10 protein-coding genes are annotated in these 13,586 nt (G+C 33.2%); 2 read left to right on the top strand and 8 right to left on the bottom strand.

Features of this window, described 5'->3' with window-relative positions; translation table 11 throughout:
• The 8 genes from KCG49_RS16010 to KCG49_RS16045 form a co-directional block, all read right to left on the bottom strand.
• On the bottom strand, positions 1-2,466 hold a 2,466-nt coding region (locus tag KCG49_RS16010), incomplete at its 3' end, for a hypothetical protein (RefSeq protein WP_256260047.1).
• An 895-nt stretch (positions 2,467-3,361) separates the two neighbouring features.
• Complete coding sequence (locus tag KCG49_RS16015; protein ID WP_218547955.1) at positions 3,362-4,795, bottom strand: B12-binding domain-containing radical SAM protein; 1,434 nt, start codon at positions 4,793-4,795, stop codon at positions 3,362-3,364.
• On the bottom strand, positions 4,792-5,751 hold the full coding sequence (locus tag KCG49_RS16020) for a Gfo/Idh/MocA family protein (protein WP_218547957.1): 960 nt from the start codon (positions 5,749-5,751) through the stop codon (positions 4,792-4,794). The genes KCG49_RS16015 and KCG49_RS16020 overlap by 4 nt, the downstream gene beginning before the upstream one ends.
• Complete coding sequence (locus KCG49_RS16025; RefSeq protein WP_218547958.1) at positions 5,751-6,539, bottom strand: hypothetical protein; 789 nt, start codon at positions 6,537-6,539, stop codon at positions 5,751-5,753. The genes KCG49_RS16020 and KCG49_RS16025 overlap by 1 nt, the downstream gene beginning before the upstream one ends.
• Complete coding sequence (locus tag KCG49_RS16030; protein ID WP_218547960.1) at positions 6,536-7,474, bottom strand: sugar ABC transporter substrate-binding protein; 939 nt, start codon at positions 7,472-7,474, stop codon at positions 6,536-6,538. The genes KCG49_RS16025 and KCG49_RS16030 overlap by 4 nt, the downstream gene beginning before the upstream one ends.
• A gap of 6 nt (positions 7,475-7,480) precedes the next feature.
• Positions 7,481-8,422: a substrate-binding domain-containing protein gene (locus tag KCG49_RS16035; RefSeq protein WP_218547961.1), complete on the bottom strand. Its 942-nt coding sequence runs from the start codon at positions 8,420-8,422 to the stop codon at positions 7,481-7,483.
• 1 nt (position 8,423) lies between these two features.
• The gene (locus KCG49_RS16040; RefSeq protein ID WP_218547963.1) at positions 8,424-9,347 is read right to left on the bottom strand and encodes an ABC transporter permease; all 924 of its coding nucleotides are present in this window, start codon (positions 9,345-9,347) and stop codon (positions 8,424-8,426) included.
• Complete coding sequence (locus KCG49_RS16045) at positions 9,341-10,705, bottom strand: ATP-binding cassette domain-containing protein (protein ID WP_218547964.1); 1,365 nt, start codon at positions 10,703-10,705, stop codon at positions 9,341-9,343. The genes KCG49_RS16040 and KCG49_RS16045 overlap by 7 nt, the downstream gene beginning before the upstream one ends.
• A 579-nt stretch (positions 10,706-11,284) precedes the next feature.
• Between KCG49_RS16045 and KCG49_RS16050 the strand changes: the two genes are divergently transcribed.
• Entirely contained in the window at positions 11,285-11,884 is a 600-nt protein-coding gene (locus tag KCG49_RS16050) for a calcium-binding EGF-like domain-containing protein (RefSeq protein WP_218547966.1), read from the top strand.
• 274 nt (positions 11,885-12,158) lie between these two features.
• Positions 12,159-13,586, top strand: a 1,428-nt coding sequence (locus KCG49_RS16055) for a DEAD/DEAH box helicase (protein ID WP_218547968.1), incomplete at its 3' end; no start/stop codon positions are given.

A 13,586-nucleotide genomic window follows, 5' to 3' on the forward strand; every position in this document is an offset into this window, starting at 1 on the left:
TGGGTTGTTATCGTAGGTGTGGACCTGGGTCACCGTGACGTCCCCGCCATCGAGATAGTCCGTGGTGGTCTGGGATTTTAATCGATGGTGCTCGGTGGTGTAGCCATAATGCCTTACATATATATTGTTATCAAATATTACTTGAGGATCTGTTATGCTGATGTTTGGCATTCTAAATACCTGGACAGAAAAATCTTTGGAATCTCTATGGAATGTATTGGCCCCTTCGTACAGGTACTCTTCTATCTTTTTGATATTGTTGTCTTTATCAAATATTGTAGCTTTCAACAAATTTCCGTTCCTCCAGATGGGCAATATTGATTTTTCGTACATTTTGGGAAAAGGAGAGTTAAAATAGGCAGTGCCGTATGGGTAGCCTGCGTTAGAGTCCAAATTGGAGTATTGATAGAGTTTATAGCCATTGCTTGAAGATGGGCCCATAAAACTTTCTTTGACATACCTATATCCCACTAGGCTACTGCCCGTAACGGGTGTTGCCAAAGTATTTGAACTGATCTTAATGGTACCGGGGTCATTTGGTGCATAACACGAAGGTCTGTAGTTCCTCATGTGATTTAAGGACAATAAATATGCCATACCGCTGCTTAGCCCGGGGGCGGGAGCGTTGTCTGGGTTTACATATTCGTAACTTTTCCATAGACTGGGAACACTATCGAAATTGCTGTTATATGCTTTTAGTTCTTTTATCCTTAAACCAGAGTGAATATATTCTTCGGGAGTCGGGTCCTCTGTGTATTTTATAATGGCCTGAAATCCCCCTTCATTGGGCAGTTGTGTTTGAGTGACCCCACAACCTTGGAAATCGCCATTATAGGTAGCGGCTATTTTATAGGAGTTGCCCGGGGTAAGAAACTTTATAAATTTAGGTTCCAACAAGGGCTGGGGGGAATTCGGGGCATCAGTCAGGTCAATAAGAAACAAACTGTAGCTACAGTTTGTGTCGCCAAGAACCTGTATACCATTTGAAACCGGACAACCTTCTATTGTAATGTCAAATTCCATAATACCGTCACTGTGCTGAGGAATGTCGATGGGCATGGAGAAATCGTACCCATCCGATGGATTCGTATCCTCAAACATGCAGCCGCTACTGTGGAACACTTTTGTATATCCCATGAGATGATCTCTGTATAAATCAGATTCTATACCTGAGAACATGCCAACATAGTTGTTTTCCCAAACAAACTCTTCATTGCCACCCGTAGGGTAAACGATCTTTGTCAATATCTCTGCTTGAGTGTAATTTGGGTTTACCGAACGGTTTGCCTTGCCATAATAGCCCGTTGGTACCCCTGGCCTATATCTGGCACGAGGTATAAGGTCATCATTGTCATATCCATTATAATATCCAAAGTAATCAATTGATCTTGAGAAGCGCTGAGGCAATTTTAAAGGATTGTACTCAAAACCATAGCGGTGCGCATTGATTGAATTTACATCAAAAACAGAAATGGAATCCAATCGCAAACGCTGTGTGCCCTCTTCGATAATGTTTGGGTCAATGTAAGGCGGGTTATAATTATAACCATCCGCAGCCCCTGATTGTGAGGTGTGAAGAGAAAATGATTTAATGAGATTTTGGCCGGTATCATATAGACTCATTTTCTCCAAGGCAAAATCGTTTTTTAAATCTCTACGCTCAACCAAGCTTTTTTCAAAAGTAATTTTGCCTCCTGGAAACACAATCTCTTTGATTCTGGGCTGCGTATATTTCTTTTCAACGTGGTAAATGTTATATTGCTGATCACATTGGCCCCACATCTGAGCTACGAATTCTTCATCCGATTTATTGATAGTTTTTATATTGTGCTCTGATTCGTAATCAAATAAAACTTTTTTGTCCGAGTTAGGCAGTTCGATCTCTCTCAGCATCCAGCTTTGATAGTAGGGAATGGTTGCCGAAGAATAACTGTTCGATTCCGAAGTGTAGGCCCCGTCATAGGCCAACGTCCAAGTCTGAATACGCTCTATGGCCTCAAGATAATTGGAACTCCCCCCAAAATGATATTTTACCCCATTTGGGGTAGTAATGGTAAAACCAATGATTCTTTCTGAACTAAAATGAAGTTGTGTCTCAATTTTGATGTTTGTCTTCTGGATTTGTACAAATTCGCTCAGATTTTGATCGTAGTAAAACGTTCCCGAATAACCGGGTACGGAAAAGTTGAATTCATCGGGTTCGTAATCCCTTACATTTACCATATGGCCCAACAGTTGAGCTCCCTGTTCGTTGGGATTGCAACAGGCAGGACCAGAATCTGGATTTGCATTGAACTGCGCTAAGTCATAGGGGTTGTTGATATACCCGTTCGCTCCATCATCTGGCAGCCAATTGATAGTCCTAGTTACCAAACCACCGGCCTGCAAATTCCAGCCCAGGCCGACCCATGATGCTATATCCGCTACTTTTACGCCACCACCACTGTAGGCTAACAAAACCGGCACGGAACCACCGTCATGCTTTATTGTATAAAACGGAATCTGAATGTTTGGCAGACCGGTGTAAGGCGTAATCTGAGTCTGTGAGTACCTGATCAGTTCTGCTGCCTCGGGTGAGGGCGGAACAACATTGGGCAGATCCTGTGCAAACGTTACCCTTAAAAACAGTAGTGCTAAAATTGAAAGAATAAGATGTCTCATCTTGTGTGGATTGCTAATGGTTTGAAAATTAAACGGCCATAATTTTTGTATATGGGAAAATAAAGATCTCTGAAGTTGCGCATTTTGTGTTTTAAATGGATAGGGTTTATCTTGGAACGGATCGACCGTAAAATTAGGTCAAAAAAAACATAAAAAACTGTCATTTGTCATGTTTGCAATAATTTTTGGTCTGTTCATGTACTTGTTCGATTTTGATTTTCTTTGCCGTGCCCTAAAAAGCTTGGTTTGTTCTTAAGAACGTATGAATCATAAGTTTTGTTCTATATGATATGGAAAATATAATGGATTAATGCCCTGGTTGATATTAAGAATTTGTTAAGTGTGACACTGGATGAGTGAAACCCCTTCTTTTTTGAGATAGAGAAAGTGCTTAGAATACATTTTATGTGTAATTCTTGTTTTGTAAGAAATCAATAATTATAGTGAACAGAAATTTTCTTAGTTGAACCAAGAAAGATTAGATTGGAAACTTTAAATGCGGTCGCGACAGGGTTTGAACCTATTTACGAAACCATTATATTTTACAGACCTTCTACGCCTATCAAAAAAGATTTATTGAAACAATGGTGAACCGTCAATTTTTCATTGCCGATAGTTATGTATTAAAAACATGATTACTTCCTAAAACTTATTATAATGTAGTTAAAAAAGAATAAACTAATTCATTGTATAATATTTTCTATGAACAACAATTCTCTTTTAACTTAGTCTCATTATCAACTTGAGTATTCCATTGAGTCAATTTATCTTTATTTATCGAATTTTCTAGGCCTTTTTGCTTTAACAATTGACCTAATCTCCTCCACCTAGCTTGGGTCCAAAATCTTGAAATTGCCTCTTCTCGATATTGTCCTATTTCAATATGAGAAACGCCAGATATTGTATCCATAATTGGATTAGATAATTCATATTTAGTTAAATCTTTTACTTTAATTAATCCTAACGATGAAGCCATTTCGTGCAGCTTAGTGCCTGGATAAGGAACAGCACAATAAAATTGTGCAAAATTTAGTTTTGACTTGACTGCCATTTCAATTGTTTTTTCAATGGAAGCAGTGCTATCATGAAGGTGACCTAAAATGATATGACCTATAGATATTATCCCATATTTATCTAATAGGTTTATTGCATTATAATTCGATTCTATTGATATATTTTTCTCAACATTATCTAGGACTCTTTCATCAAAGCTCTCAATACCTAGAGTAATTCCAGAAAGCCCTGAAAGTGACATTTTTCTAACAATATCCTCATCTAGCAACTCGGTAGTTGACCTAGTGGTCCAAACAAAACTTCTGAGTCTATGATCCTTACTTTTCCTCAATTCAATAAGACCATCACATAATTCATTTATAAAGCTTTTTTGAAACGTCGTACCTTCATCCCAAAGCGTAATTTGCTGAACATTATTGTTCAAAATAACGTACTTGAATTCATCTACAATATCCTGAGGTGCTCTTTTAGAGAATCTACCTTCATAGAGAATTGGTACAACACAAAAGTTACATCTAAATGGGCATCCATAGGTACCTTCAATATATGTAGCATTTTGACCTGTAAATGGGGATTTATACAATTCATGATTAAATATCGATCTAGAAAGTTTAGTATTTATACTTTTAAATTTCATCATAGAACTTGATATCATTAAATTTCTAGAGTCTAAGTCCATAGATAAAAGTCTCTCGTATCCCAATGCAGGTTCACCTCCAGTTACTATACTATCAAATCCTATTTCAAAACCCCAGCTTTTCTTTAGAAAAAACTTATCTTTCATCATTGTAGGAGCAACTCCAAAAGTAGAGACATGTATTTGTCCAGAAATAGCCTTTATTTCGTTTGCTAAAGCTGAATCTATAGCCATGCTAGGAAAACCGGACGAAAGTATGCACAAATCTGGATTAAAAGTATTTATTGTCTTCCCCAGATTTGAAGATTTATCCGCTTGAAGATCTAAAAATAAAACTTCATGACCAATCTCAATCAAATGAGATGCAATTCTAGATAAATTCAAAGGGAATCGATAAGCTCCACCCCAAGAATTTATACTTTGCATACATCTATCTAATCGAATATAATCACCACTAGGCTCTATTAAGAGTACTTTATTCATTGTTTTTTATGTATTTGATTTTGTACTTCATCAATTATCATTGCTACATTTTTTGAATCAGAATGGCTAACAAAATTATTTTCAATTCTGCCGTTCTTAATACTTTTCTGTACATTTTCAATTTGATACTCAAAACCATTAACCTTAAAAGGGAACTTATGCTCCTCTTCTATTTCCCCTATTTTTATTGCAATTTGTGTGCCATGCCAATACTCCTTTAGTTTAATATAGCCTTTCTCACCATAAACAATTGCTTCTTGTTCAGTCTCGCATCTAAATGATGAAAATAATTGAGCTATACCTCCACTAGCGTACTGCAATTGAATACTACATGCGTCTTCAACTCCGGTTTCAGCATAAGAAGCCATAGCTTGAATTTTTATTGGATACTCGTTAAATACGTCTTGTGATAAAAATATGTTGTAATCAGCGTTATCTAACAAAGTTCCACCATTGAGCTCAGGATTTAATAATCTTCTATTTTTCGGCCAAGTATTTAAAAATCCGAAATCTGCTTTTAATAGTCTTGGCTTGCCTATTATTCCACTTTTTAGAACTTTAATAAACTCTCTGTATGCCGGTAAAAATCTAGTCCACATACCTTCCATCAAAAAAACATTATTCTTATTGGCAAGATCAATCAATTCATCAGTTTGCCTTGCTGTGGGTGTCATTGGCTTTTCGCATAAACAATGCTTGCCTGCATATAACACCTGTTTAACATTTTCAAAATGCAAATTGTTTGTTGTTGACACATAAACAATATCAATTTCAGAAGATTTCAGAAGATTCTCATATGAATCAAAATATTGAACATTTTCATATAATCCTTTTTTTACTAAATATTGATGTGAAGACTTGGATGCAATAGCCACTATCCTTGCATCTTTTACAGTTTTCAAACCGTCAATAAAAGAAAGAGTTACTTCGCCATATCCAATTAGTCCCCAATTCATTATTTTACTAATAAGTCATTTATAACAATTCTATCCTTTTCAGATAAATGATCTTCAGTATCTAGGTATTTGAATATTTGATTAGACTCTAAAATATTATAATTATTCTGACTTACATTTCTAACCAAATATGCAAGAATCAATAATTCATTTGAATTTAATTGAGTTCTCATTACTTCAAGATATTCTTCAACTTCTTCAGGTTCAAGCAAACCAGTATCTTCTTTAACTTTTAAAAATTCTATCATTGCTGATAAATTATTGATTATATGTAGTAAGGAAATTTTTCTCTTTCCTAAATCAACTTTAACCTGATTAACATCAGTTTCAATTTCCTTATAATAGCAAAGTAAATTATGTAAGTACTGGTCTCCTTTATAAATTTGATTTTTAACCGAACCTCGAACCTCTTTAATTAAGTTGTTATGAAGGTTAAGCAGGTTAAAAAAACGACTATCTATGTTTTGCTTCTGATGCAAATCTGATAATCTTGAAAACTCAAACAATTGAGTCTGAATTGATTTATATATTAATACTATCGTGACAAGTGCTAATAAAGTACTGCCAAACCCCCCGACAAAATCACCAAATGTACCCCAATCAGCTGTCTTGATTGAAAGGTTTTGATTAGAGATTAATCCAAACCATATAAAATAAAAAGCAATTGTAAATACAGTGAAAACAACAGATATTCTTACAATCCATAAATTTGAGTGCTTCTCTCTATTAATCCTCTCCTTATCACTAATGTTATTTTGCTTTTTTTTTAATTTTTCCTTATCATTCATACTATTTTAGGTTTGATTTTTTGCGATAGGTTTGAATGTGAATGATTAGATGGCTCATAAAGTTTCAAACTATTAATTAACCATTTAACTTGGTCTTGAATTCTAACATCAACTGTTTTGAATAAATGCTCTTGTGATTGTAACTTTTTATTAAGATGCCACTTCAACTCTAAAGTACCATCAAATCCAATTATTTTTTTCTCTTTGCTTATACCCAATTCTAATAAAGCTTCTCTTGCTCCAAGGGCCATTTCATCATTGCAACAAAAAAACAATTCAAAAGAATCAAGCTCTTTTCCATATTTATCCATTAGGTATTCATACGCTCCTTCTCTACTAAAATTTATCTTATCCGTTATTCTTGGTGTAGGAAAAGAACTTCTTAAGTCAAAGAATTTTTTAAACCCATTAATTCTTGGTATTGAACCTTCTTTTCCTTGAACAATTAAAATTTTCTTATTATCTCTGTTTACTAAATATTGATAAGCCTTATTAGCTGCTAATGATCCCCCCAATTCCCAATCTGAAGTAACATAAGGAATACTTATATTATTAATTTTACTTTTAATGTACTTATCAATAGTGAAAATTGGGCAAACCTTAAAGATGTCATTAATTTTATTACTATAATTAGATTTTAGATGTTTTGAAAAATATTTCGAAGATGTAGGGGCAATAATAATAGCATTATACTTTTCGTAATTTTTAATTACTTCATCAAATAATTCTAGTTGCGGACTTGACATATTATTTTTAGGCACTTTAATAATTAGCTCCTTATTAAATCCCTGTTCCGAAAAGGTCCTTGATAATTCGGTAATAATAGTTACGAAATAATCAAACGAGCTTGTAGAATTAAGTGAAATTGCAGAGCTGATATAAACAATGGGCTTTTCATTATCTAGAAAACTAGGTATGTATGTATCTCTTGGCATTTAATGTTATTTAATAACTTTTAAAGGAGTTGAATAACTATCTTTTACAGACTCTTTTTTCACTATAGAAAGAACCAATCTCACAGCTTCGGCTCCCATAAGCTTAGGCTGCTGAGCGATCGTCGCATTTAATTCTCCTAATTCAACAGCCTTAATTGCTTCATCGGCTGCATCAAAACCAACAACAATAATAGAATCTAAAGCAATTCTTTTGTTCTTCATTGCGGCGATAACTCCTAGAGCCATTTCATCATTAGCTGCAAATACAGCATCTAAATCAGGGTTGGCGGTCATTATAGCGTCAAAAACATCTTTGGCTTTCTGTCGATTCCAGTCAGCAGCTTGTGAGGCAACAATTTGAATATTTGGATATCTCTTCATAACGTCTTCAAACCCACCTTTTCTTTTTATAGCCGCATCATTACCAGAAACACCTTCTAGTATAGCCACTTTACCTTGCTCATTTATACTTTCAGCAATATACTCTCCTGCAGATTGTCCACCTTCAAAATTATCAGAACCTATATATGTAGCTAAAACTGCTCCCTGATTTTTTGCTGATTCTAAATTAATTTTATTGTCTACATTAATTACAGGAATATTAGCATTATTAGCCTTAATAATAGCTGGTATTATACTTTCAGAGTTTATAGGCACAATACATATGGCATCAACTCCCTGTGCTATGAAATTTTCAATGATTTGATTTTGTTTTAACTCATCTTGACTAGCCTGGATAAAAACTTTTAGTTTTTCATTCTCTAAATTCTTTGCACTTTCTGTCATATCTACAAAAAATGGGTTTTCCAAAGTTGGCACTAAAAACCCTATTTTGACTACGCCAGAATCAGAATCTTTTTTCAAGAAAGACTGATAAACAAAATAACCTATTAGGCCAATGACAATTATTATCAATAGAGCTTTAAGTAATGATTTTTTATTATTCATATTATTTGGTATTGTAATTTTTATCTATTAATACAGAAACTATAATTATAAATCCTACTAGGATATATTGATAGTATGATGGAACGTTTAATATAGATAGTCCATTTTGGATAACTCCCAAAATCAATACGCCTACAAAAGTCCCAAAAATTGATCCCTTACCGCCCGCTAAACTAGCTCCACCAATAACTACTGCTGCTATCGCAGTTAATTCATATAGTTGTCCCGCCTGTGGCTGAGCTGAATTCAAAGATCCAACTAATAAAATAGATGCAATTCCGCACATTAAACCACTAATGACATAAACAATTATAGAATATTTTGAAACTTGAATTCCGTTAAATCGAGCTGCTTTTTCATTTCCTCCTATTGCATAAATATATTTCCCCCAGTAAGTCTTTTTTAATAAGTACCATAATCCAATACTTAAAACTATAAAAATTAATGCTGAGAAAGAAACACCGAATAATTTTGTATTCAAAATGCTATTAAGTTCACTACCACCTATCGAAATAGATTTACTATTGCTGAATAATAATCCTCCTCCTCTAATTGCACTCATTAAACCAAGAGTTACTATAAAAGCAGGTATTTTTCCCTTTTTAATTAACACACCATTAATTAATCCAAAAAAGCTTCCTACCACAACTGTTATTAATAAAGCGGCTATTAGCGGTATATTTAGTGTCAATAATAAAGCTAAAACTAAGCCACAAAAAGCAACTATTGATCCAACAGAAAGATCAATTCCTCCAATAATAATAACTATAGTCATACCAAGTGATACTATACCTATAATAGAATTTTGAGTTAAAATATTTAATAAGTTGCTTGGCTGCAAAAATGCTGGATTAATAATTCCAAAAATGATTATTAAAACCAACAACATTACTAGTAAGTTGTATTTTTTTATTTTTTTTAACATACCTCTTTAAAATCGTTTTTAAAACTCACAAATCTTGTAGTTAACATTTCTTGCTCGCCTTGATCACTTGTTATCAAAACAAATGACTTTCCGTCTTTCCTCAGTTTAAGTATCAAGTTATGAATAATAGTCTTAGATTCAATATCTATTCCAGCTGTGGGCTCAATTAAAACTAACACATCAAAATCGGTAAGCATCCATCTACCAAGAATAACTTTCTGCCTATTTCCTCCACTTAACTCTAAAATATTTTGTCTCCAATTTTCAAACTTTAATTTCAGTTCGGTAACAATATTGTTTAATGCTTCATCTTTTTTTGTGCTTTTTCTAAATTTTGATTGATTGATTACATTTAATAATAAATTATCTTCAACCGAAAGATTAGGAAAAATTCCTTCAGAATCCCTTAATGCTGGTATTAAACCGACTTTTAGCCCTTTAACCTTATTTAACTCTTCATAAATTGAATAACCCATTTGATACTTAAAAACGGTATCGTTTGAGTCAATACAAAGTACCTCTCCTTTACTAAGATAGAATTCAGATTGATTCAATTCAGCTTTCAAAATTTGAATTTCACATAAAGGTGTTAAATTATTAGTCTCTTTGTGTAAATCTACTTCTAGTTTACTTTTAAATAAATTCAATATTTCCAGTTTAGTTATTTCTTGAATTTTATTAGAACTAATTACTTTACCTTCTTTAAGAATTGTAACAGTATCAGAAATATCAAAAACTTCATCAAGTTTATGGCTTATAAAAATAATTGCTTTACCTCCTTTTTTTAAATCGATTAAGATCTCTTTGAATTTTACAAAATCGGTTGGATTTAGGTTGGTTGTTGATTCGTCAAAAATAAAAATTTCTGAATCCATCATTAACGCCTTAAAAATAGTTGCCAATTGTTGTTCGTACGCAGATATCAAAACTACATTGACATCAAGTAAACTAGCTAAACTTTCAAAATAATGTTTTTCAGCGATTAAAGATCTAATGGCTTTTTTGTTGAAATTTTTGATTTTTAGATTATTTTTCAAACATATAGCCAAATTCTCTAAAACCGTTAAGTTCTCCATGAGACCACCTTCTTGGGGAACATAACTTATACCTGCAGCAAGAGCATCAGAATAGCTCTTGAAATTTGTGATATTGTCATTTAACATCACTTCGCCGCTATCTGCATTCTCTTCTCCACAAATTATTTTAACTAAAGTCGATTTGCCTGCTCCATTGGGTCCATACAAACTGACAATTTCACCTTTTGAAAAGGACATTGAAACGTTATCTAAAACTTGATTAGTATCATAGTTCTTAGAAACATTTTTAATATTTAATATTGTATCTGTGCTTTTAACCAACCTTTTATATTTTCTTTTCTAAAGATAGAAATTCTTTTGTTACATCAGGAATTGGTTTTCTAATGAATTCGCCTTGATATAAATCTAGTTGAAAAACATGAGTTACCTAACTAAAATTAAATGTGGCACTAAGAGTCCATTTAAAATCTAACTATGAACAAGTAGGACGCTAGAACCAAAATTGTTTTCTAGCAGGTTTGAACCTAATTCCAAAACACCTCTATTTTAATGGCTTTATCTTCTATAAAAAAGGATTGGTGAAACAATAGCGAAACGTCAATTTTCACTGTTGCTAATCAAAAAGTATTACAAAAAAGCATTGTATTAAAACCTACTAGACTGGTAAATTTATATATTTGTTGTGACATATAAAATGTAGCGTTAGCTATTATCTTGAATAGGAAAACTGGTAAATTTCAATTCATGCAAGGTAATAAGTTTACGCTCACGCTACGGCGTGGGCTGTTCTTACTTGTATGAAGGGTATACCAGTACCTCCTATTCGGTAAGCTTCAGACCCACGCTTTTTTATTCACTAATCTTCATTTTGGGTTTGGATGATTTTAATATTAATATATTATGAGAAACCGAATTTTTAAATTGATTTTATTATCAATTTTAACCACAGCCTACTTAGGTTGTTCATCTGATTCCGACTCAGATAATTGCGAAACAATTTCATGTCTTAATGGTGGGACATTTATTGATTGTGAATGTGAGTGCCCTCAAGGCTACACAGGGATTAATTGCTCTACACAAGTCACTCCTAGCAGGATCATTATCAACAAAGCCATTGTTAAAGTTTTTCCAAACACTAATAATGGTGACTTTTGGGATTTAGCTATTCCTGAAGCAGAAGACGCATTACCTGATATTTACATTACATTTCAAAATTCTGACTTAGATGTTATTTATGATAGTCAAACTTTTTATGAAAATGCCATTTCTGGTGAAGGCACATTTTTTGAATTTACTATCACACCAAACATACAATTAACAACTTTTAGTGATCCTTATTTGATAAATATATGGGATTATGATACTGTAGACGAAGATGATTTCATGACCAGTTTTGGGTTCTTTACTTACACCTCAAATAATAGTTTTCCAAATACAATTACTGTTGTAAGTCAATCTAATGAGCTATTAGTCGATTTAGAACTAAGTTACGAATGGTAACATGCCTTGATTATAAAAGCGAGATACTTATCTCGCTTTTATAATTTAATAAGTGCACTAAGAAATATTAAGTCAATTAAACTTCCATTGGATGAAATATTAGCGATACCGTTTAATAAAAAACTACGTAGAACTACGTACATAAGTCTCATAAGTATTCACTAAATTTAAAACGTATATAACTTAGACAATAAAAGGATTTATAAACTCACTTATATTCTTATAAAACACTGAAATCAAGCTGAATATCTGTTTATTGTGGCCGCTCAATAAAATGATAAATAAAATTCTGTACATAGACATTGAAACCACCAAACAAGGAAAAATTAAAGATGTTGGTGCGCTTTTTAATGGACAAGAATTACATGAAAGTCAACTTACCAAACTCGAAGACTGGATACATCGAGCAGAATATATTTGTGGCCATAATATAGTAGCACATGATATTCCATTATTGGAAAGGGCGTTGGGAAATGAAATTTTTAGCAATAAGAAGATCGTTGACACACTTCTCTGGTCTCCTCTCTTATTTAGCGATAACCCCTATCATAAACTTGTTAAAGGCTACAAAATAGTTAATGATAGTGATTACAACAACCCTTTATCAGATTGCAAATTAACCAAGCAATTATTAATTGACGAACTCAATAGATTTAATGAATTAGCTAAAAACATAAAGCAGATCTATGCGAATTTATTATCCGATTATGATACATACTCAGGATTTTTAGAATTGATTAATTATCAGATAGACAATATTTATGATGTTTCTAAAATAGAAGATTTATTCAAAAACAAAATCTGTGATAGTACTAATATTTCTCAATTAGTCAAAGATAATCCTATTGAATTAGCCTATGTTTTTTCACTTATTAATACTAAAGAAGATAAATCCATATTAGCCTATTGGGTTAGTAAAACGCTTCCCAAAACACAACAATTATTAGACGACATCAGGTTTAAATTCTGTGGACAACCAACTTGCACGTATTGTAATTCGTACCTCAACCCTAAAAAAGCCTTACTAAGCTATTTTGGGCATGAAGATTTTAGAAGCTTTGATCAAAATGAAGACATCAGCCTACAAGAAAAAACGGTTAGAGCTGGATTAGGCTCAAGTTCATTTGTAGCTGTTTTTCCAACTGGAGGAGGCAAATCACTTACCTTTCAATTACCTGCTCTAATGAAAGGTTCTTTATCGCGCCAACTAACTGTTGTTATATCTCCCTTGGTATCTTTAATGAAAGACCAGGTTGAAAACCTTGAAAAGCGTTTCGATATTACAAAAGCAGTAGCTATTAATGGCTTATTATCTCCTTTAGAACGACAAGATGCCATCGAACGCGTCATAAAGGGAGATGTGCAACTATTATATCTGTCTCCTGAGTCTTTACGTTCACCAACCATATTAAGAATTTTAAAGCAACGTTCAATAGCTCGATTTGTCATAGATGAAGCGCATTGCTTTTCATCTTGGGGACAAGATTTCAGAGTAGACTACTTGTACATTGCGGATTTTATTCGAAGTCTCGAGGAAGAAAAAATGTTTGGCAGAATACCAGTATCATGCTTTACAGCAACCGCCAAACCAAAAGTTATTGAAGACATCAAAGCGTATTTTAAAACAAAACTCAATATTGAGTTAGATGAATATGTTACAAGAGCCAGTAGGGCCAATCTAAGATATGAGGTCATAGATATT

Source organism: Winogradskyella luteola (assembly GCF_019203985.1).
Taxonomy (GTDB): Bacteria; Bacteroidota; Bacteroidia; order Flavobacteriales; family Flavobacteriaceae; genus Winogradskyella; species Winogradskyella luteola.